Genomic DNA, 22,862 nt, shown 5'->3' with positions numbered 1-22,862 from the left:
CTGAGGGATCTATTTATTTTTTATGTGAAATTTTCAAAAAGCTGAATAATAATATTAGATGTATCATTGTAAATATTAAATCTAGTGCATTTAATGGAATTAAGAGGGAATGTAAAATATGAGCGAAAAATATTTTCTTATAGGTCCTTATCCTCCTCCATTAGGGGGCGTAAGTATATATATATATAGGTATAGTAAATTTTTAGAAAAACAAGGTAAAGAAGTAGAATTTATTGATTTTGATAAAATGGGGCGTTTAGAAAAGTTGAAATTTTTAATACATTATTGTGTAATGTCACCACAAAAGCATACTTTCCACCTTAATGAATTTAATACATTAACCATGATAGCTTTATTATTACGGCCATTTCAATGTAGGATTATTTTACAAAACCATTCTATAAGAATTTTAGATACTTTTCGTAATGTGAAAAAAATAATGACTAAATTATTTATAAAAAAAGTAGATCAGTGTGTGTTGGTTGGAGAACATTTAAAAGATGGATATAGAAAGAATAACATCCAGCTCCCAAAACAAGTCGTGGTAAAATCGCCCTTTATACCACCTCCATTAGAGGATGAAGAACATATTTTGTCGACGTATAGCGAAGAGGTTATAAGTTTTTTAAATAACAGTGAACAAATATTAATAGGCAATGCCTCAAAGATTACATTTTATAAGAATATAGATTTGTATGGAATTGATATGTGTATAGAAGTAATAAGAATTTTAAAAAACAAGTATCCAAAAATAGGATTGGTTTTTGCTTTGGCAGAAATAGGCGATGAAGAGTATTTCAAAAGTATGTTAGACAAAATTAAAGAATACAAAATAGAGGGAAATATATTATTTCTTACAGGACAAAAAGAATTATGGCCTCTATTTAAAAAGTCGGATATAATGATTCGACCAACTTATAGTGATGCTTATGGTATAAGTATTGAAGAAGCAATTTACTTTAATTGTAGAGCTATTGCAAGTAATGTTTGCAATCGGCCAGAGGGTACGATATTGTTTGAAAATCGAAATATAAATGACTTGGTATGCAATATTGAAAAATGTATTGAAGATATGGATTTTAAGGAGAAATCGACATGGTGCAGCTATTAGCAAATATGAGAGGGAAAATCCATAATAATATAATTCAACTAAGAAAAAAAGGTTTTTTTAGTTTATTATTAACAAAATTTTTAGTACAGTTTGTTGGGTTCGGAAGTGTTATTTTAGTTGCAAAATTTATTTCTCCTGAAAGTATGGCACAGATAAAAAGCTTACAGACTTATTTAATATTAGCTGTTCTAATAGGTACTTTTGGACTCGATACGGCAATATTGAAATATTGTTCGGAACCTAGGGAGGAGGGCGAAAAAAAATATCTTCTCTTATATGCGATTCGAAAAAGTATAATTTTTTGTGTGATTTCTGTAATATTATTTAACTTGTTTTTAGTTTTTTCTCCGAAATACTCTGTATTTCAGTGGGGGGTATATACACTTTGTATTCCAATGCTTACTATGACAAATATTTTGATGAATTATTTGTTGGCTCTGAAAAGGGTAAAACGAATGGCTGTTATACAATCAATAATAAAAATTCAAAATGCAATATTTATTATTATTGGTACGTGGTTTTTCGGTATTAAAGGATTTATTATCGCAACAGTTCTAGGATTAGTAGTAGGGCTATTTCCACTGTTTAAAGAAGTAAATTCTATAAAAGTATCTTATAATATGTCCAAGAAAATACCGTTTACATTTTGGAATATTGCATTTTTTAGTTTTTTGGCTAATTTTACCAATAATATAGGGAATTATACAGATATTATTATTATGGATAGTTTTATTACAAATCGCGTTGAGATGGGATACTATGCAATAGCAACTATATTTTTATTAGGAGCAACGCAAGTTACTGCTACTTTACAGAATATCTATACACCTTATCTCACTGAAAGTACTAAAGATATTAGTAAATTAAAACAGATGACTTTTAATATACAAAAAAAGACTTTAGTATTGAGTATTTTTGTAGGGATTACAGTTTATTTAGGGGCGAAAATATTTGTTCCTATTTTTTATGGGAACTCTTATATAAATACTGTCACATATACTGGCATATTAATGGTTAAATACGTAATATATTCATCCTATGCAATTGTAGCAATTATGTTAATTGCCCTAGGAAGAATGAAAGAGAATTTTTTAGTAAACCTTATTTCTGTCCCCATCATTTTGTTAATTAATTATTTTATTGGAAAGCATTTTTCTATCATTGGAATAGCGTGGGCGCAAGTATTTAATGCTCTATTGGTATTGGTTATACAATATGTCTTTGTTTTTATAGTGATAAAGAAAGAGAGAAGATACGTTTAAGTTGTTTTTAGAAAAAGTAGAGAGTTTTTATAGTAAAGAGGCAGGTGATAGCATATTGAACTACTTTCAAAAAATAGAAGGGTTGTCTGTAAAGGAAGTCCTAGAGAAAGCGAAAAGAAAAATAGTTTATAAGTCATCAAGAAAGATTGAATGTTGGAAAGATAGTATAGCTTCTAGTTACTCAAAAGAATTTTTTAATTATGAACTAGAGGAGATTTTATCAAAAACCGTGGAATATGAATTTGATAAAAATGAAGTGGTACAAATTAGAGATTTAACTTCACTGTATATGAACCATTATTTTGATTTATTAGGATCAGGTTGGTTGAATGTTAAATATAACATGAAGTTCCAGGGATTGGAAGAACACCGGTATACCTCAAAGAAAATTGAAGTGGATGAGAATAGTGATTGGATAAAAAACTTAATTAATAAAGAGAATCAAAATTATAGTGAGTATGTTAGGAGTCATATATCTAGTAGTTATGTACCTATAGATTGGCGAATCGATTTTAAATCAGGATATACGTGGGATTCCAAAAAACATTATTCTGAATTGAATCTTAATACAGGGCCAGGAATTGATGTTAAAGTACCTTGGGAACTTTCCAGAATGCAACATTTAATTCAATTTGTTTGGGCATATACGCTAGCGAGTAAAGGAAACAAAGAATTTGAAAATCCTGAGGTATATGAAAGAGAATTCCAAGATGAAATTCTGGATTTTATCTCTGCAAATCCTCCTAAATTTGGAGTAAATTGGACGTGCACTATGGACGTTGCAATTAGAGCTGCTAATTGGATTTTAGTTTATGATTTACTTAAAGTACAAGGGGTAGAATTTAATAAGGAATTTAAAAAAATATTTGTACTTTCTATATATGATCATGGGAAATTTATTTTTAACCATCTAGAACGTAATAAAGGGATAAGAAATAATCATTATTTATCTAATATTGTAGGATTATTCTTTATTTCTGCATATCTTCCTGTTACAAAAGAGGTATCGACATGGTTAAAGTTCTCATTCCAAGAATTAATTCAAGAAATGAGTTTCCAATTTTATAAAGAAGGTTCAAACTTTGAAAACTCTACTACTTATCATCGCTTATCTGGCGAACTTATGCTTTATGCAACAGCGGTAGCCCTAGCGTTGCCTAAAGAGAAAATAAAGATATTACATAGTTACAAATTGCAAGATCATATTGGGGTTTGTAAAAAACTAGGGTTTGAAATTGATCCGGATAAATTTTGGGATTTCCATAACGGGAGGATATTTCCTGGATGGTATATGGAGAGATTAGAAAAAATGGCTGAATTTACAGTTGATATTACTAAGCCTAACGGAAAAGTTGCGCAGTTTGGTGATAATGATAGTGGAAGATTCTTTAAGACACAGCCCTCTTATAATTTATTAACAGTTCAGGAAGCTAAGCAAAAATATTTAAATTTAAGTACTTATAATGAATTAAGTGATAAAGCAAATTACTGGGATGAGGACTTTTTAGAACATCACTTTCTAGTAGCGGGAATTAATGCTTTATTTAAAAGGAAAAAATTTTTTAGCTTTGTAAATAAGCCTTCTATAGAACATACCTTAATTAAAAATATGGTGAAAAATCGTATGAAAACATATGAAGAATTTATTTCACAGGGTTTAAAACATGATACTTTAGAAATCTCCATAAATGAGCAAGAGAAAAATGAAATAAATAAATTAGAGCAACAAGAAAAATTTGTTCAATATATTTTTTATTCTAAATCTAATTTGGTTGAGAGGCTAAAAAAGATAGCATATCCCGACTTTGGTATGTATATTTTTAAATCTCCAGATTTTTATTTAGCTATTAGGTGTGGGAAGTTAGGTACTAACGGAAAAGGAAGTCATGATCATAATGATCAGCTCAGTATTGAATTGGTAATTGACGGAGAAAATATTATAAAAGATCCTGGAACATACCTATACACCCCAATACCGGAGAAAAGAAATTTATTTAGATCCACAAAAGCACATTTTACAATCCAATTGGGCGATATAGAACAAAATAATTTTTATGATGGATTGAGTGGTTTGTTTAGCTTAGAGAATAATACAAATAGCCAGTGTTTGGAATTTAAAAACAATAGTTTTGTAGGATGCCATAGTGGTTATGGTCAAAAAGTATATAGGAAAATAGAGATATTTGACAAACGAGTAGTAATAACCGATTTTGGAACAAGTATTGTTAATCAAGAATTCAATTACTATTCAAACGGTTACGGACGAATTATGAAAAATAAATAAAGGGCATTTAATAATAAGATTTTTGGGTAGAACTCTAGTGAAATAATGGGCTAGAGGGTGGAGAATATTGTATTACATGGCGTGTATTAAATGAATTTTAGAAGGGATTTATTACAATAATATGAAGAGAGTAATGGTAATTAGTTATTGGTATTATCCAGAAAATGTAGCCCGTGCTTTCCATGTGAAGGGTATCGTATCTTCTTTGGTACAAGAGGGGTATAATGTTGATTTAATAATTCCTAGAAATAGTATGTATCAAGAAATAGATGCTAGAGAATCAGATAACATAACCATACATCAAGTGAAACCAGGGAGTATACTCCATAAAGAAAAAAATAGATGGGATGTTAATAGAAATATATTAAACAATTCTCGGAGTAATTTTTTCATTAAAGGCTTAAAAAGTTTATATGACGTACTTATTTGGCCAGATCGAACAGTTGAGTGGGCAATAAATGCATATCGTTATGTAAAAAAACATAAGCTGCATAGTAATAGTGAGGCTATGGTGACCGTTGGGTTGCCAGTTTCTACTCATATTACAGGGCATCTATTAAAAAAAGATGCTACTCATTTAAAGTGGATAGCTGATTACGGAGATCCATTCTCTTATAATCCAGATAGAGAAATAAGAAAATACGATAAATTTCTGGAATCAAAGATACTTAATAATGTCAATTCCATAGTAATACCAACAGAAAATGCAGTAGATTGCTATACTAATTTAGGTGTCAATAGGTCGAAAATTCATGTTATTCCTCAATTATTTGAAGAACAACAAGGTGAAAGCAGCTATAGTATAGATAAGGAAAAATTTAATATAATGTATGCAGGATCTTTTTATAGAGGGATTAGAAGTCCAGTGGAATTTATCCATGGTCTGGTATTAGCCAGTGAAAAAAATCCAAATCTACATTTTCATTATTTTGGAAATGTCAATGCATTAGAAGAATTTTTAGAAATGGAAGGGCTTGATATAAAAACAATTCCTATTACAGTCAACACCTTTAAAGATAGAAGTGAAATTATTAGTATTATGAAAAATATGGATTTGTTAATTAATTTAAATAATAAAAGTACAAGTCAAATACCTAGTAAAATTATTGATTACTTGTACGCAGATACGAGAATTTTGAATGTAGGGTCAAACTTAACTGATCTATTTGATAATGTCGATAATGAAAAGGAAAAAATCGCGAAAAAATTAGTGGAGATTAGTAAAACCTCTTCTAATTTTGATTACTCTGAATTGAAGGGGTTTTATAGCTATAATGTTAATTCAAGTAAATATAATAGGATTCTTCAAAAGGAAAATTCTTGATTTATGAAGAATTTATCAATTTTATATAAGGTGTTTGAGAAAATATGAATGTAAAAATCAATAATTTATTACTAGTGTATATAGCAGTATTATTTTTGGCAATTTTTGTAAGTGGTGCAATACAGAATATAACAATAATCTTTAGTCTAGTTGTTTTGAATATACTGGTATACAGGCGTTTGAACTTGAATAAACCAATAATTTGTTTATTAGGGATATTGTTGACGAGTATATTTGTAATTATAGTGTATATTCAGTACTATAATGCCATCAACTTAGGATTTAGTGATGGAAATTTATTGGGGAAAATCGGGGAGAATTATTACGCCGATACAAAAAATTATTATGATGAATCCCAACAACTTGTACAGATACTTTTTAGTCAGAACTTTAAATATTGGTTAGCAGGAGATTTTCCGCATTTTGGATTTTACGGCCCGTATAATGCCTATAATATACTTAATGCTGTCTTAATTAGTATATTTGGTCCGAATCTTTTAACTTTGATATTATTAAAATTAAAAGTAAGTATTTTGAGTTATTACGTATTGTATAAGATAGTAATTAACTACTTAAATGATAAATGGGCTATTTTCTCAATAATGTTATATGAATTATACCCAGCCAATTTGCTGGTCATATCCACTCTTTCTAGAGACAATATAAACTCTTTTTTAGTGATACTAGTATGTTATTACTGTATATATTTTGTTGGAAATAACTTTGAAAATAAAGTAAAGTATACTATTAAAATTTTAATTACATTAATATTTCTGTTTTTATTTAGGTCATATGCCGCTCCCATTACTATTATTTCGCTGAGTTGTGCGTATTTCTTCTCAAAGAAACAGCCTGTTAAAAATTATTTATTGGTAACAATTTTGATGATTGTTGTGGTTATAGGATGCTATGTTTATGGATTCGAAAATGTACAAAATAAATTCACACTGAATGATGGAACTCAGCCATGGATAGCAGAGCGTTCTAAAGGGTGGAACTTAGCTATATATAGTGTACTGTATAGCTTTTTGGGACAAACAACAGTTTTAAAGAATTATGATTTATCTGCATTTTCGGAGTTTTTGAATCTATCTTCCTTTTATTATCAAAATTTTATTTTAATGTTCAGCTTTGTAGCTATTATGATTCTTATGGTTATTGGAAAAAAACAAAAGGATACTTGGATTTGGCTGTTATGCTGTATAATGCCTATTTTGTTTATCTTTTTAATTACAAGTGTATACGGACTTCCAATACCTAGATTATATAATATGTGGATATGGTTAAATTGCCTGTTAATAGGAGTCGTAATCAATAGATTTAGGGAGAAGTTATTGTTCTTGGGATTAGTTAGTTTTGGTCTTATTGTTATATTGACGGTTTTTTTAGTTAAATAATCTATTTGTTAAATACAATTAAAATGTTTATTTATATAAAAATTTAAAATGCTCACACATAGATAATTATTACATGTGTTTTATGTAATGATTATCTATGTTTTTTATTATACGAAGTATGAATTGGAGAGGTCTTATGGCAGAAATAGCGTTATTAATTCCTGTATATAACGATCAAGTTGGTTTAAATCAAACCTTAGAATCTTTATTGAAGGAAACAAAAGAAAAAGTAGATGTAGTAGTTGTTGATGACGGTAGTAAGGAACCGATTCGTGTCCCTAAGATTATTGGAATTCATCATATTATTTTTATAAAGTCTGAAGTTAATAAAGGAATTGAGCATGTCTTAAATTTAGGATTAAAGTATATTTGCGATAATGGCTATAAATTTGTTGCCAGGATAGATGCAGGGGATACAATTGAACCTAATCGATTTTATAAGCAAAAAAAATATATGTTAGATAATCCGAATTATATGTTGATAGGATCAAACGTGAGGCATACGGATATGAATGGTAAAGAAGTGTTTATAGAGCGTGTGCCACTTTCAACAGATGAGATAAAAAAGAAGATGCATATTAATAGTTGTTTTCCACACCCATCCGTTATGTTTAGAACGGTGATTATTGAAGAGATTGGTGTATATCACACTAATTTTCCAGCAGCAGAAGATTACGAGTTTTTCTTCAGGATAATGAATAAATATGAGGTTTCAAATTTAGATGAAGTTCTTATTTGTAAGGAAATCAATCCAAATAGCATCTCATTAAGTAGGCGAAAAAGACAGTTGTATAGCAGAATAAAAATTCAAAGAAAATATTTTAACCCCCTAGTTTTAGAAAGTTATGTGGGAATAGTAAAGTCTTTTATCTTGCTAATAGCTCCTAATAAACTAATTATTGGTATTAAGTCTTTACTAAGTAGATCTTCTAACTAATGATAAAAGGGGTCATGAGTAATGAAAAAGGTTGTTTTTATATGTGAGGCGTTAGGTGGAGGAGTTAGGAGACATTTAGTAGACGTACTCTCCAATTTAGATCTAGATAAATATGAGGTACATGTTGTACATGGTACTAAGCGAGTAGATGATATATTCCTATTGGCAAAAAATAAGCTTAAAGGGATTTATTTTTACGAAGTCCCAGAAATGGTGAGGGAATTATCAGCTAAAAATGACATAGGGGCTACAAAATCAATTATAAAAATACTAAGAGAAATCAAGCCGCAAATTGTCCATTGCCATAGCTCTAAAGCGGGTGCAATAGGTAGGATAGCGGCAAAAATATGTGGGGTGAAAAAGATATACTATACACCACATGCATACGTATTTCAAAACCCGAATTTATCTTCAAAGAAAAAATTCGTATATAAAAATATCGAAAAATTACTAGGTTTTTTAACAACAAAGGTTCTTCATGTTTCCAAAGGTGAAGAAACATTTGCTTTGGAGCATAAAGTCATTTCGTTAAATAAATCAATGGTAGTATATAATGGTATTTCTTCATCCTCTACAGATAGCAAATTGCCTGTAAAAGGTTGTAAAGAGAAATTGGTAGTGGGAACAATTGCGAGAATGGATTATCAAAAAAATCCATGGTTATTTATTCGTATAGCTGAACAAGTAATTAAGGAAAATCAAAACGTTGAGTTTGTATACATTGGAGATGGAGAGTATTTTAAAGAAGTTTCTGATTATGTTAAAAAAAATAATTTAAGTGAATTTATTAAATTAAAAGGATTTCATTCAAACCCAGATATAGAATTAATGTATTTTGATATATTTTTATCTACTTCCTTATACGAAGGTATGCCATATTCATTAATAGAGGCATTATCATATAAAAAACCTATTATTGCGACGGATGTTGTAGGTAATAATGAAATTGTTGTTGATAATTATAATGGTTATCTTTTTGATAAAGATAATGCTGAAGAAGGAACACAAAAAATATTAGATATTATAAAAAATCCTATTCTATATGACAAGCTCTCCGAAAATAGTTTTAGGACATTTGAAGAAACCTTTACAATTGAAAAAATGCTATCTTCAATAGAAGGGTTATATTCCAAATAAAAATTATAAGTAGTGCAAAGAGGCTTTATAATTAGAGAGATAATAATCATTGATACGTAATAATAGGATTTAATTAATTGAAAGAATAATAAAATATAGTATATCTATATGAAATTATTTGAGTAAGTATAACTTTGTGTGATTTTATATTTATTATAATTTTGATATATGAGCTAAATAATAAAAAAGATAAGGATTGGTGAAAATGAATAAGAAGGTTTGTGTAGTAGGTTTAGGTTATATTGGTTTACCCACTTCAGCTATATTTGCAAAAGCGGGATATGATGTTATAGGGGTAGATGTTAACCCAGTTGCAATTGAAATGATTAACCAAGGTAAAGTTCATATTGAAGAGGTTGGATTAGGAGAATTAGTTAAAGATGTAGTAGAAAAGGGGAAATTGATCGCCAGTGTAGAACCAACCAAGGCTGATGTTTTTATTATTGCTGTTCCTACACCACACAATGCTGATCATACTGCAAATTTAGACTATGTCGTAGAAGCTACTAAGTCTATTTTACCATTCTTACAGAAGGAAAGTATTGTAATTGTAGAATCTACGATTCCGCCAAGAACTATTGATGATACAGTGGCTCCAATTATTGAGGAACAGGGATGGGAAGTAGGAGAAGAAATTTACCTTGCACATTGTCCGGAACGTGTGTTACCTGGACGTATTTTAATTGAATTAGTAGAGAATACAAGAATAGTTGGTGGGATTAATAAAAAATCTACGCAAAAAGCAGCCGAAGTTTACGGTAGTTTTGTAAAAGGAGAAATCCTTGAAACTACTGCTGTAACAGCAGAAATGTCTAAGCTGATGGAAAATACATTCCGTGATGTAAATATTGCATTAGCAAATGAATTGGCAAAAATATCTGAAAAACTTGGCGTAAATGCTTTAGAGGTTATTAAACTAGCTAATCACCATCCTCGAGTAAATTTACATCTTCCGGGACCAGGTGTTGGAGGGCATTGTTTAGCAGTAGACCCGTATTTTATTATTGAAAAGGCACCTGAAGAGTCTCAATTAATTTCTAATGCACGCTTTATAAATAATTCTATGCCTGTATTTGTTGTAGAACAATTAGAAAAGATTATTCCAGATAAGAATGCAAAAGTTGCAGTCTTAGGAATTACATACAAGGGTAATATTGATGATGTCAGAGAAAGCCCAGCTATGACAATTGTAGATTTACTTAAAGACCAGGGTTACCAGATTGCTGTACATGATCCCCATGTTCATGAAAATCAGGTGCATTTTAATTTATATAGTCTAGAGAATGCTGTAAAAAATGCAGAATGTATTTTGGTACTAACAGACCATAATGAATTTAAACAAATAGACGAAAAAATAATTATTGATAATGCAAGAAAGGCTATTATATTTGATACACGTAATTGTATGAACATAAGTAGTAAACAAATTTCTTATTACAATTTTAACAATCTATATGAACTAAGAAGTTTAGAAAACGTACAAGTATAATGAACCAATTGTAAATAACTGATCAAGAATATGTTTTATTAAATGAAAAGTTAGATTAGATATTTAGTATGTATTTAAGTTATAATTGTAACTATGTTTTTTGAGAAAAGATTTCGATTTTCGAAAGAAGGTTAAAAAGATGAAAAAGAAAATTTTATTCTGGGTTCTGGGTATTATTGGAATTATTGTTGTTGGTGGTGGAGTATATGCATATACTGTTTATTCTAATGTATCTAATACATTAGATGCTGTCCATAAACCATTAAATCGCGAGAAATCTGAAAAACGGGAACAAAAAGTAGATATTTCGGATAAGAAGCCAATATCTATTTTAATGATGGGTGTGGACCAACGTGGTGAAGATCAGGGAAGATCAGATTCGTTAATGCTATTCACATTAAATCCCAAGACAAAATCTATGAAAATTATTAGTATTCCGCGTGATTCTTATACAGAAATTGTTGGGAAAGGTACAAAGGACAAAATTAACCATGCTTACGCATTTGGCGGGATTGATATGGCTGTCAAAACAGTAGAGAATTTTCTTAATGTGCCAGTTGATCATTATATTGAAGTAAACATGGATGGATTTAAAGATATTGTAGATGCTGTTGGTGGCGTAGATGTAAATAATGATTTAGATTTCACATATGAAGGAATTCATTTTGAAAAAGGAAATATTCATTTAGATGGTAGAAAGGCATTACATTATTCTAGGATGAGAAAACTTGACCCACGTGGTGATTTCGGACGTCAGATGCGTCAACGTCAAGTAATCCAAGGGGTAATTAAACAAGGCGCTACAGTTTCTTCTCTAGCAAGTTACGGTGACGTATTAAAAGCAATTGAGAAAAACGTAAAAACAAGTTTAACGCAAGATCAAATGTTTGATATTCAAAAGAACTATAAAGATTGCATGCAGAATAGTGAAGAGATTCAAATCCCAGGTGACGGTCACAAAGCCGCTGATGGCATTTGGTATTACTATGTTCCAGATGCAGCGAAACAAGATATAACGAATAAGTTAAGAGCGCATCTTGAAGTGACTAAGTAATATGTAATAACCCAACTCCTTTGGAAGGAGTTGGGTTTATTTTTGCATGGATTTATATTAATATTATATGTTGTGAGATTAATAGATGAGGTGAATCGATGAATAAGAAAGCAGTACTTGTTCTTGTTGTTTTTGTATTGTTTATTGCTTCGATTGTGAGCGGTAAATTGTACTGGAATAAGAAAGTTGCAAATGCAACGGGACAGACGAGTGAAGTAACGAAGACAAAGGCTGAAGTGAAAGATAGCGGAGCGAAGAAAGAAGAGAAAAAAGCAGAGAAAAAGCAAGATGCGAAGTCATCTTTTAATGAAGCATATGCGAAGAATTTGCCAGATGAAGTGAAAGAAAAGTTGAAGAAAGCTGCTAAAGAGAAAAAGGCAGTGAATCTTGTTATTGTTGGTGATGAGGCTTCTTCATCTGAAAAAGATGCTTGGGCAGCTAAGTTAACAGCTAATTTAGAAACTGCTTACGGTAAAGGTTTATGGAATGTGACAGTAAAGGAATATAAGGGTGAAAGCACAGAAGAGTTAATCGCGAATAAGCGTGATAAAGAGATTGCGAAAGACAAGCCAGATGTGATTTTATTTGAGCCACCATTTATTACTGATAACGGTAAAACTGGTAATGGGAACTCTGTTGCGAGTACACAGAAGTTTGTTCAAGCACTTTCTACTAGTGCAAAAGGCGCTACAATTATGATTCAACCATCAAACCCAGTGTATGGTGCGAAGAATTATCCGAAAGCAATTGAGGCATTAAAGCAATTTGCGACGCAAAATGGTTATACATATGTTGATCATTGGGGAGCATGGCCTGATGCAGCAACAAAGGCAATTTTACCGTACCTACAAGAAGAGTTTGGTTTCCCAAGTGCTAAAGGACATGAAGTTTGGGCACAATATGTAACGGATTATTTCGTGGCTAAGTAATGAAAGATACACAAAAGGTATACGAGAAATCGTATGCCTTTTATTTATAATATGTGGTAAGTTACTGTTCAAGTTTGGTGGTTATTTGTTATAGCATAAGTAATTTGCTTTCATTTATACAACACGATCACTCCAAAAATCTGACTTTCCCTTTGAAAAATTTGGTGTCAAATAGTATGATGGTGTAGGAAACGGAGAAAATAACGGAGATATGTGAGTGATTTTATTCCGTTATATTACCTTAAATAGATGTTATTGCGAGGATTTTCATATGGGATTTAAACAAGAAATTAGAAAATTTATTGAAGGAAATAAGCTAGTTCGTACATTGTTAAAAAAGCCTTTAGAATATCGTGCGAATAAGCAATTGCAATTAGTACGAAACAATATTAAACAATATGGAGTAGAGTGTTTACTATTAGTGCAAGAAGCTTTTAAAGAGCATGATCAAGAATTTTGGTTAGATTATGGCACGTTACTTGGCGCTGTGCGAGAAAAAGATTTCATAAGCCATGATTTAGATATGGATATTGGTACTTTTAATATAAGTGAAGAGAAGAAAAGAGCACTAGAGAAAACGTTAAATGATAAAGGTGTTAAGACGTTTAGGGAGTTCACAGTTGATGGTCATGTTGTAGAGCAAACTTTCACTTATAAAGGAACTCATATCGATCTTTTCTATTATTTTTCGGAAGATCCTAATAAAGTATGGTGTTACTTCTTTGAAGGAACGGATGAGATGTCGACGCAGGAAAGAGGAACTGACAAGATCCTTACAGGGTGGAAAACGAAAACAGCAAGTTCTACATTGTTAGGAACGAAATTAATGCCATTCAAGGGCGAAGAATTCCCTGTTCCTTCAAATGTTGAAGAGTACCTTATTGAAAACTATGGTCCTAATTATATGATTAAGGATGAGAATTGGGATTTTGCAAATTCTGCTAGTAATATTAAGGTTGTTTCAGCCAATAACGTTGAGGCTATTTATAAATAAAAAGAAGTGCCCCTGTGCAAAATAAGCAGGGGCACTTCTTTTTATTTTAGATGATAGGAGAAATGTAAAGCTGTATTTACTAAAAATTTACAACAAATTTACATTCCGCCTTATTAGTGATAATATTAATGTTGCGTTCAAATTTTGAATGTATTATCGATGTTATGGGGGACCACATATGCAACATATGCTTGATATATTAGAAATTATTAATAAAGAACCACATTTAAGTCAGAAGAAAATTGCAGAACGTAGTGGGATATCTACCGGAAAAGTGAATTATATTATAAATGATTTGACGAAAAAAAATTATGTTGTTAGTGAAAAAAATGGAAAACATATAAGCTATTATGTGAAAGAACAGGGTCTTAAATTTTTGCAGAGCGAGTTAGCTACAATGCAGAAAAAAAAGATTCGTATTCATCAGCGAGAGTATAAAAAAGTTAAGCAAGCTGTTATTCTTGCGGCAGGAAATCGTAAGGAATTAGGTAAACCATCTGGGTTATTATCCATTGGTGATAAAATACTTTTAAATCGAAATTTAGAGATATTACACAATAACGGAATTGAAAAAGTTGTTATTGTTTCTGGATATAAAAAAGAAAAATTTGCTTCTTGGAATAAAGAGCAAGGAGTATACTTTGTAGAAAATCCGAAATATAAATGGACAGGCTCTATGGCTTCACTTTCAAGTGTTCAAAGTTTAATTACAGATGATTTTCTATTAATTGAAGATGATATTTTAATAGAAGAAGATGCGATTTCTCAATTGCTACAATATCCGGAACGGGACTGTGTATTGATTACGAATGAAAGTGGTTCTGGTGATGAGGCATTTGTAGAGATTCAAAACGGGAATTTGTATAAAATCTCGAAAGATGTTCATCAATTAAATCGTATTGATGGCGAGATGATTGGAATTTCAAAACTTTCTTATGATGTTTTTCTTAATATGTTGGAGTTGTTTAATCATAATCAAAATCCGTATGTGAATTATGAATATTTACTTCTTGATGTTGCAAGAACATATGATATTGGGCATATCAAATTACAAAATATTGTGTGGGCAGAAATTGATACAAAACAGCAATATGAAGTTGTGAGGAATAAAATTTACCCTCGTTTATTGAGAAAAGAAGCAGAGTTTAAAGAAAAACAAATTAAAGGCCACGTTATGGAGGCTTTAAATATTCCAGAAGATGCTATTACAAATATTCAACCATTTGGTGGTATGACAAATACGAATTTCAAGGTAAGTGTCGGGGATTCAGAATATGTACTTCGTATTCCAGGAAGCGGTACGGAAGAAATGATTAGTCGTCATGATGAAATGGTGAATTCTAATTTGGCAAGTGAGCTAGGAATTGACGCTGAGCTTCTATACTTTAATGAAGAAACAGGTGTTAAGTTAGCAGAGCTTATTTCAAATGCAGAAACATTGAATCCGAAAACGGCGCGACGTAGTGATAACATGCAGTTAACGGCAGCTATTTTGAAGGAATTACATGAATCAAGTGCAGCGATGAGTAATACGTTTAATGTATTTGAGAAAATTGAGCATTATGAAGGTTTATTAAGTAAATCAAATGGTTCAAACTTTGCTGATTATAAAAAGGTAAAGAAGCAAGTTATGCGATTAAAAGCAATGTATGAGAAAATGGATGTTCAGTTAACACCTTGCCATAATGATACTGTTGCTGAAAACTTTGTGAAAAACGGAGAAAACAAGATGTATTTAATCGACTGGGAGTATGGCGGCTTGAATGATCCTATGTGGGATATTGCAGCGCATAGTTTAGAGTGTGAATTCTCAGCTGAAGATGAAGAGTTATTTTTAGATTACTATTTTAATGGAAAAGTAGAAGAAATGCATCGACAAAGAATCTTATTAAATAAAATTTTCCAAGACTTTTTATGGAGTATTTGGACAAAGATTAAAGAAGCAGCGGGTAGTGATTTCGGAACATATGGAATGGATCGTTATACGCGGGCAAAAGAAAATTTACAGTTATTTTTAGAGTACTATGGAGGATACCAGTATGAATCGAAAGCAAAGTAGAGGGATTTTTTATGGTGTGTTCTCCGGATTTGCTTGGGCTATAGATACGGTTTTAATTGGGATTATATTATCCTCGACAGTTATGTTGGAAACGGAGCAAGTTATATTCCTTGCGCCGCTTGTTAGCACATTTTTACATGATTTTATGTCGACATTGTGGATGATGGTCTATATGGGACTTAAAGGTCAATTACGAACAGCACTTTCTAAATTAAAAACAAGAAGTGGTCGTTTCGTAATGTTAGGTGCTTTAATGGGCGGACCTTTAGGGATGACGTTTTATGTATTAGCCGTAAAGTATATAGGGGCTTCGTATACGGCAGCAATTTCAGCCATATATCCAGCCGTTGGAGCATTTTTTGCATTTATGTTTTTAAAAGAACGTTTACGCTCTTGGAATTGGTTAGGACTTGTAATAAGCATTAGTAGTATTATTATTCTTGGCTTTACCGGTGATGGATTTGCAACACAAAATTATATGTTAGGTTTTATTTTTGTTTTGATTTGTATTATAGGTTGGGGATTAGAATGTGTTATTTGTGCCTACGGTATGAAGGATGGGGAAGTTTCACCAGAAGAGGCGTTGCAAATTCGCCAACTTGTATCGTCTGTAACATATGGATTAATCATTTTACCGACATTAGGCGGGCATTTTTTAACGAAAGAAGTTATGGTAAGTAGTGAATTTATCTTAATTATATTTGTGGCGTTAATTGGGACAGCTTCGTACATTTTTTACTATAAAGCAATCCATGAACTGGGCCCAACGAAAGCTATGGGGCTGAATATTACATATTCAGCTTGGGCGATTTGGATTTCTATATTAGTAATGGGAACACCATTTTCTTGGAAATTAATTATTTGTTGTTTATTCATTATTGTAGGGGCTGTTTTAACAGTCGCGGATGCAAATGAATTTATTAAGAGAAAGAAATATAGAGGAGAGGTAGCATGAGAGCGATTTTATTAGCAGCTGGTATGGGGACACGCTTGCGCCCATTAACATTAACGAAACCAAAGTCATTAGTAGAGGTAAACGGGAAACCGATGCTAGAACGACAAATTGAATATTTACAAGAGATTGGTATAGATGAAATTATTGTTGTTACTGGATATTTATCGGAAAAATTCAATTATCTTGTTGATAAATATGAAAATATACGTCTTGTATATAACGATAAATATAATGTGTATAACAATATTTATACGATGTATGTAGTGCGTGAATATTTGGCAGATGCGTATGTGGTAGATGCTGATGTGTATTTACATCGTAATATATTTATTGAAAAACCAGAGTCATCTTTATACTTTAGTGCAAGAAAAGAAGACTTCCGCAATGAATGGATTATTAAGCACGATGAGAGCAAGAAAGTGTACGATATTGAAATTGGTGACGGTCATGATGATTACATTTTATGTGGCCTTTCCTATTGGTGTAAGGACGATGCGGATTATATCGTAAAAGAGTTAGAAAAAGCAGTGGAGCAAGAAGACTTTAGTGAGCTGTATTGGGATAATATTGTGAAAGATAATATTGGTCATCTGAATGTTCATTTATATGAAATTGATAGCAATGCCAGCTTTGAAATAGATTCTGTCGAGGATTTAGAGAAGGTTGAAGAGAAGCTTGCCGCTTTAAGAAGTTAGTTGTCGTTACGGTTCACATTATATTATTTTAAATGAATGTTTATGGTAAAATATAGGTAAGCATAAAATGTATGAGAGAAACTATATATTTGTTGTATTGAGTATAGTAGGAGGAATAACATGAGTTCAATTTTGGTTTGTGGCGGAGCTGGCTACATCGGTTCACACGCTGTGAAAAAATTAGTAGATGAAGGTTTATCTGTAGTAGTAGTGGATAACTTACAAACAGGTCATGAAGATGCCATTACAGAAGGCGCAAAGTTTTATAACGGAGACCTTCGTGATAAAAGTTTCTTAAGAGACGTCTTTACACAAGAAAATATTGACGCGGTTATGCATTTCGCGGCTGATTCTTTAGTTGGTGTTAGTATGGAGAAACCTCTTCAATATTATAACAACAACGTGTATGGCGCACTTTGCTTATTAGAAGTAATGGACGAGTTTAAAGTAGATAAGTTCATTTTCTCTTCTACTGCGGCGACTTATGGCGAAGTAGATGTGGATCTTATTACTGAGGAAACTGTAACAAATCCAACGAATACGTATGGCGAGACAAAATTAGCAATTGAAAAAATGCTTCATTGGTATAGCCAAGCGTCAAACTTAAAATATAAGGTCTTCAGATACTTTAACGTAGCTGGTGCAACTCCAAATGGTATTATTGGGGAAGATCATCGTCCAGAGACACATTTAATTCCTCTTGTATTGCAAGTAGCGTTAGGTCAACGTGAGAAGATTATGATGTTTGGTGAAGATTATAATACACCAGATGGTACTTGTATTCGTGATTATATTCATGTTGAAGATTTAGTAGCAGCTCATTTCTTAGGACTTAAAGACCTACAAAACGGCGGAGAAAGTGATTTCTATAACTTAGGAAACGGTAATGGTTTCAGTGTAAAAGAAATCGTTGATGCAGTTCGTGAAGTTACAAATCATGAAATTCCTGCTGAGGTAGCACCGCGTCGTGCGGGAGATCCAGCACGTTTAGTTGCTTCTTCTCAGAAGGCAAAAGAGAAGTTAGGATGGGATCCTAAGTATGTAAATGTGAAAACAATCATTGAGCATGCTTGGAATTGGCATCAAAAACAACCGAATGGATATGCTAAGTAAATATAATAAGTGAAAGAGAGGGTATTGTCGTTCAACATATGTTCGACAATATCCTCTCTTTTTTTGTATGATTTTTGCTATACTAAACTGTACTATAATACAGGATGGAAGGAGGATAAGGATGAAAATACTTGTAGTTGATGATGAATCGAGTATTCGTAATTTGATTCGAATGCAGTTAGAGATGGAAGGATATGAAGTATTAGTAGCGGCTGATGGTAGAGAAGCGCTAGAGAAGTGGAAGGAAGGGCCGGATGTATTGATTTTGGATGTTATGCTTCCAGATACAGATGGGTATGAGTTACTTCGCTTGTTCCGTGAGAAGGATAGGGATATTCCAGTACTCATGTTAACTGCAAAGAGTCAGATGAATGATAAATTGCTCGGCTTGCAGCTCGGTGCGGATGATTATGTAACGAAGCCTTTCAATTATGCGGAGCTCATTCTTCGTGTGAAGAATATGAGTCGGCGTGTGAAGAAGGAGGAGGTCATTACAAGCCACGAAGTAATTCGAGCTGGAGAGTTAATAATTTGTCCTAAGGAAAGAAAATTACATGTTAGTGGACAAGAGATTCAGTTAACGTACCGAGAATTTAATTTATGTCAGCTGTTTGTTTCAAATCCACAGCGTGTATTTATGAGAGATGAGTTACTCGAGAAAGTGTGGGGCTTTGAGTATATCGGAAATACGAGAGCGGTTGATATTATGGTGCAAAGATTACGTAAGAAGCTTGGTACGAGCGGAGAATATATTAAAACAATTTATGGCGTGGGCTATAAGCTGGATTGTTAAGTGGTGATGATATGTCGTTAAAACGGAATATGGTATTTGGAATAGTTGGATTGTTGATTCCAATTCTTTTTCTTTTGTATACGGTTGTTTATATTTCACTAGAGAAGAATATGTATCATAATGCAGCAGATTCTCTTGAGAAGTTAAGTGTAGAGGCACAAATTTATACGATGAATTATTTAGAGAAAGAAGCAGAAATCGAGACGTTAGGTCCGAATTCGCTTTTAATTGCTTCGTACTTAGCGAAGCGGATGGATGTCCGTGTACAGATGATAGGAAAGAATGGAGATGTTGTTGCAGATACACAAAAAGGAGCGTTACTTCATCGAAATATTGATATTGAGAGTTCTTTGAAGGGTAAGAAAGCTTATGTTTTTGCGGAAGGAGAGCCAGCACCCATTATTTTGTTTTCAAGCCCGGTTTATTATGGAAACGATGTCATTGGGAGTATTCGTTTTATAGATGAGTTAACGGGTGAGAAGGAAGTTTTAACAAATGTGAGCTGGACTTTTTTAATGACATCTCTTTGTTTAGTGGCTGCAGGTATTTTCTTTGCGGTTCGTTTAGCTAGGTCTCTTCATAGGCCAATTGATCAGTTGAGACAAATGGCAAAGCGGCTTGCGAATGGCGATTATGAAAGTAAGATTGAGCTAAATGAGTATGTGGAAATTGCACAGCTTTCAGCATCCTTTAATGCGATGGCTGATGGAATTGAACTGCATATTAAGCAATTGAAGGAAGAAAAAGAGAAACAGAAAGATTTCTTGGACCGTATTACGCATGAGTTGAAGACACCACTTACGGCAATTATCGGTTATGTTGATTTAATTCCGAAGTTACACTCGAAGGAAGATGTGCAAGAGAGTCTCCGGTATGTAGCTGTAGAAAGTGAGCGTCTATTATCACTTGTAGAGGAATTACTTAAGTCTTCAAAGTACGGGACGAGTACGTTTGAAGTGTCACCTACAGTTGTGAATATAAAAGAATTAGCAGAAGAAGCAGTTTCAATTGTGAAACCTCGTCTGCAGCAATTTGAGATTGAAGTGATAAATGAGTTAACGGATGTACATGTCGTTGCGGATTTTGATAAGACGAAGCAAATCTTTTTAAATGTACTTGATAATGCAATTAAATATAGTGATGCTACGCAAATTCGCATGAATGTAATTGTAAGTGAGCATGAGGCGAAGGTTTTTGTTCATGATGATGGTATCGGTATAGATGAGGATGTACTTGCCGAGTGGAATGGGTCTCCAGGAGGGAAAATGCTTCCTTCTAGTTATGGGAACGGCTATGGTTTGTATATTTGTCAGGAGATTATGAATAAGCAAGGCGGAAGTGTGCGAATTGAGAGCAGTGAAGAGATTGGTACTACGATATTTATTACATTTTTGCTTCCAAGACGAATGGAAGACATAAAAAACTTGAAAGCGGTTAAATGATACATTTATGAAACAATTATGCGGTATTTTCGAAACAACGTTTTTTTATCTTGGAGGTAGGCAGAAATGAAAAGGCTATCATTTCAAATTCTTATGTTTGTCTTTTGTATCATTGTTTCTCTTGTTTTGTTTTATGTTGTGGAGAAACAAACATATAATCGAATCACAATTGTGAATGACAAACAAGCCGTTTTACAAAGAGTGAACGAATCTCTTCCAATTGAAGTGAAAGTAAGACATGAAAAGTGGGGAGAAATTGTTGTAACGGATGAAGTTCGTTTACATACAATTGTTTCATTCTTTGACCGAATTCGAATAGAGCCGAGAGAGGCAGAGAGACAAGAACAAGTATTTACTGGAGAAGTAACGTACTTGAATGGACATAAGCGTACTTTTGCAGTAGGTGACTTGTTCCAGTATGAGGCGAACGTATACGGGAAGAAGGGCACTGATCCGATGATCTCGGCATTTCAAACGTATTTGTTAAGCCTGTATTACACGCCAGAGCGTATTAGTGATTTCTTCGCTTCAGCAAAGGATGTCATAGTACGTCAAGGGAATGTAGTACGTACTATCAATCTTACGCACATGCTTGATTCTATTCGGTACGCAAAACAAATTACAGATTACGGAGAAATTCAGAAATTATTACAATCACAGAATGAACCGATTGCTTATATTACAGCTTATAAATCAGGTAAGCATGTAAAGAATGAGCGTGAAGATATTCTTACGATTTCTGTGTATCCATCGTACTTTGTTGTGCAATACCTCGGTGATAATAACGGGAATGTCATGTATATGAAAGGCTCTCTAGCAGAGTTATTCGTAAAGGAGAATGCGTCATGAGAAAGATAGCCTTTTTCTTCTTTTTGCTAGTAATTGGAGGAGCGATGTCTAGTTGCTCTCGAGATACAACCTCTATTAAATATAATAAAAGTGGTCTCCCTATTTTGGATGATCGTCATCTTGTTGCATATGTAGCGGCCCGTGAGGAAGTTGGTGAGGCATTGCTTTCATCATTTTGTAAACCGCGTGGATGTACGTATGAATTTATTCGTCTTTCGACAGAAGAACTTCTTCGAAGAGTGGAAGAAGAATCTGGAAATCCGAAAGCGGATATTATTATTGGCGGTACAGTAGATGCACATCAAATGATGAAGCAAAAAGATCTGTCTATTCCTGTGACGAGCCAGCATGCGAATCGTATTTCAAAAACTGTTAAAGATAAAGATGGTTATTGGTACGGTTACGAAGTAGAGAAATTGGCAATCGCAATTAATAAAGAGCGGTGGAACGAAGAAATAGCACCGCTTGGCCTACCGTATCCATCCAGGTGGCAAGATTTATTAAACTCTGCGTACACAGGAAAGATTGTTATGCCAGATCCAAATGTTTCGGGTACTGCATATACGTTTTTTCAATCACTTATTGATACTTTAGGTGAAGAGGAAGCGAAGGCGTATGTGAAGCATCTTGCAGGACAGGTTGGAGAAGTAACGGTGAATGGTTACATACCAGCAGAACTTGTGGCAAGTGGTGAATATATGATAGGCATCAATTTTATGGGAGATCAGAGAATGCTTCAAAAACGAGGCTTTCCTATTTTAAGTAACGAACCTGAGCAAACAGGTTTGTCTGTCAATGCGATTTCGAAACTAAAACGTGCACCGAGTGGTATTATTGCGGATTTATTTATTGATTATTGTTTATCAGAAGAAGCGGGTCACATTTTAGAAAAAGTTTCGTTTGGCGTACCAACGATGTTTGCGAAGAATGAGAAAGAAATAGAAGGACAGCCGGTTAGAAGGACGAACCAAAATATATCAAATAGTGGAATAATCGAGATATGGAATAGACAGCGTCTCTCTCAAAAGTGAGAAAAGG

General features: G+C 32.8%; 19 protein-coding genes. All 19 read left to right on the top strand.

Annotation, left to right across the window (positions count from 1 at the left end; all coding sequences use genetic code 11):
* The first annotated feature begins 118 nt into the window (after window positions 1-118).
* The 19 genes from ACUN26_RS22810 to ACUN26_RS22720 all read left to right on the top strand — a co-directional run bounded on the left by ACUN26_RS22810 (window position 119) and on the right by ACUN26_RS22720 (window position 22,855).
* Window positions 119-1,111: a glycosyltransferase family 4 protein gene (locus tag ACUN26_RS22810; protein ID WP_001291977.1), complete on the top strand. Its 993-nt coding sequence runs from the start codon at window positions 119-121 to the stop codon at window positions 1,109-1,111.
* Entirely contained in the window at window positions 1,096-2,373 is a 1,278-nt protein-coding gene (locus ACUN26_RS22805; RefSeq protein WP_000250380.1) for a lipopolysaccharide biosynthesis protein, read from the top strand. The genes ACUN26_RS22810 and ACUN26_RS22805 overlap by 16 nt, the downstream gene beginning before the upstream one ends.
* A 1-nt stretch (window position 2,374) precedes the next feature.
* Window positions 2,375-4,657 carry an alginate lyase family protein gene (locus tag ACUN26_RS22800; protein WP_000478245.1) on the top strand — a complete coding sequence of 761 codons (2,283 nt, stop codon included), beginning with the start codon at window positions 2,375-2,377 and terminating at the stop codon, window positions 4,655-4,657.
* A 121-nt stretch (window positions 4,658-4,778) separates the two neighbouring features.
* The gene (locus ACUN26_RS22795) at window positions 4,779-5,981 is read left to right on the top strand and encodes a hypothetical protein (protein ID WP_000832604.1); all 1,203 of its coding nucleotides are present in this window, start codon (window positions 4,779-4,781) and stop codon (window positions 5,979-5,981) included.
* 44 nt (window positions 5,982-6,025) lie between these two features.
* A complete protein-coding gene (locus ACUN26_RS22790) occupies window positions 6,026-7,378 on the top strand; it encodes a glycosyltransferase family 39 protein (protein WP_001101149.1) in 1,353 nt (450 codons plus the stop codon).
* A 136-nt stretch (window positions 7,379-7,514) separates the two neighbouring features.
* Window positions 7,515-8,315 carry a glycosyltransferase gene (locus ACUN26_RS22785; RefSeq protein ID WP_000807688.1) on the top strand — a complete coding sequence of 267 codons (801 nt, stop codon included), beginning with the start codon at window positions 7,515-7,517 and terminating at the stop codon, window positions 8,313-8,315.
* 21 nt (window positions 8,316-8,336) lie between these two features.
* Window positions 8,337-9,452: a glycosyltransferase family 4 protein gene (locus tag ACUN26_RS22780; RefSeq protein WP_000758172.1), complete on the top strand. Its 1,116-nt coding sequence runs from the start codon at window positions 8,337-8,339 to the stop codon at window positions 9,450-9,452.
* 205 nt (window positions 9,453-9,657) lie between these two features.
* Window positions 9,658-10,941, top strand: coding sequence for a nucleotide sugar dehydrogenase (locus ACUN26_RS22775; protein ID WP_001036870.1), 1,284 nt, complete (start codon window positions 9,658-9,660; stop codon window positions 10,939-10,941).
* A gap of 139 nt (window positions 10,942-11,080) precedes the next feature.
* Window positions 11,081-11,995 carry a polyisoprenyl-teichoic acid--peptidoglycan teichoic acid transferase TagU gene (gene tagU / locus ACUN26_RS22770; RefSeq protein WP_000727079.1) on the top strand — a complete coding sequence of 305 codons (915 nt, stop codon included), beginning with the start codon at window positions 11,081-11,083 and terminating at the stop codon, window positions 11,993-11,995.
* 98 nt (window positions 11,996-12,093) lie between these two features.
* On the top strand, window positions 12,094-12,924 hold the full coding sequence (locus ACUN26_RS22765; protein ID WP_001034206.1) for an SGNH/GDSL hydrolase family protein: 831 nt from the start codon (window positions 12,094-12,096) through the stop codon (window positions 12,922-12,924).
* A 271-nt stretch (window positions 12,925-13,195) separates the two neighbouring features.
* On the top strand, window positions 13,196-13,918 hold the full coding sequence (locus ACUN26_RS22760; protein ID WP_000505979.1) for a LicD family protein: 723 nt from the start codon (window positions 13,196-13,198) through the stop codon (window positions 13,916-13,918).
* Between the two features lie 178 nt (window positions 13,919-14,096).
* On the top strand, window positions 14,097-15,977 hold the full coding sequence (locus ACUN26_RS22755) for a phosphocholine cytidylyltransferase/choline kinase family protein (RefSeq protein ID WP_001164447.1): 1,881 nt from the start codon (window positions 14,097-14,099) through the stop codon (window positions 15,975-15,977).
* Window positions 15,958-16,932, top strand: coding sequence for a DMT family transporter (locus ACUN26_RS22750; protein WP_001080586.1), 975 nt, complete (start codon window positions 15,958-15,960; stop codon window positions 16,930-16,932). Before ACUN26_RS22755 ends, ACUN26_RS22750 begins: the two co-directional genes overlap by 20 nt.
* Window positions 16,929-17,627: a sugar phosphate nucleotidyltransferase gene (locus tag ACUN26_RS22745; RefSeq protein ID WP_001201614.1), complete on the top strand. Its 699-nt coding sequence runs from the start codon at window positions 16,929-16,931 to the stop codon at window positions 17,625-17,627. Before ACUN26_RS22750 ends, ACUN26_RS22745 begins: the two co-directional genes overlap by 4 nt.
* 120 nt (window positions 17,628-17,747) lie before the next feature.
* Window positions 17,748-18,740: a UDP-glucose 4-epimerase GalE gene (gene galE, locus ACUN26_RS22740; RefSeq protein ID WP_000095045.1), complete on the top strand. Its 993-nt coding sequence runs from the start codon at window positions 17,748-17,750 to the stop codon at window positions 18,738-18,740.
* Between the two features lie 121 nt (window positions 18,741-18,861).
* Window positions 18,862-19,533: a response regulator transcription factor gene (locus ACUN26_RS22735; RefSeq protein WP_000699587.1), complete on the top strand. Its 672-nt coding sequence runs from the start codon at window positions 18,862-18,864 to the stop codon at window positions 19,531-19,533.
* 11 nt (window positions 19,534-19,544) lie between these two features.
* Window positions 19,545-20,975 (top strand): sensor histidine kinase, encoded by a 1,431-nt coding sequence (locus ACUN26_RS22730; RefSeq protein WP_000054063.1) that lies wholly within the window; start codon window positions 19,545-19,547, stop codon window positions 20,973-20,975.
* Between the two features lie 66 nt (window positions 20,976-21,041).
* Entirely contained in the window at window positions 21,042-21,824 is a 783-nt protein-coding gene (locus ACUN26_RS22725) for a DUF3919 family protein (RefSeq protein ID WP_000826599.1), read from the top strand.
* A complete protein-coding gene (locus ACUN26_RS22720) occupies window positions 21,821-22,855 on the top strand; it encodes an ABC transporter substrate-binding protein (protein ID WP_001225622.1) in 1,035 nt (344 codons plus the stop codon). The genes ACUN26_RS22725 and ACUN26_RS22720 overlap by 4 nt, the downstream gene beginning before the upstream one ends.
* The last annotated feature ends 7 nt before the right edge of the window (window positions 22,856-22,862 follow it).

The organism is Bacillus sp. WC2503, from assembly GCF_052682895.1.
This window is presented reverse-complemented; position numbering and strand designations above follow the sequence as displayed.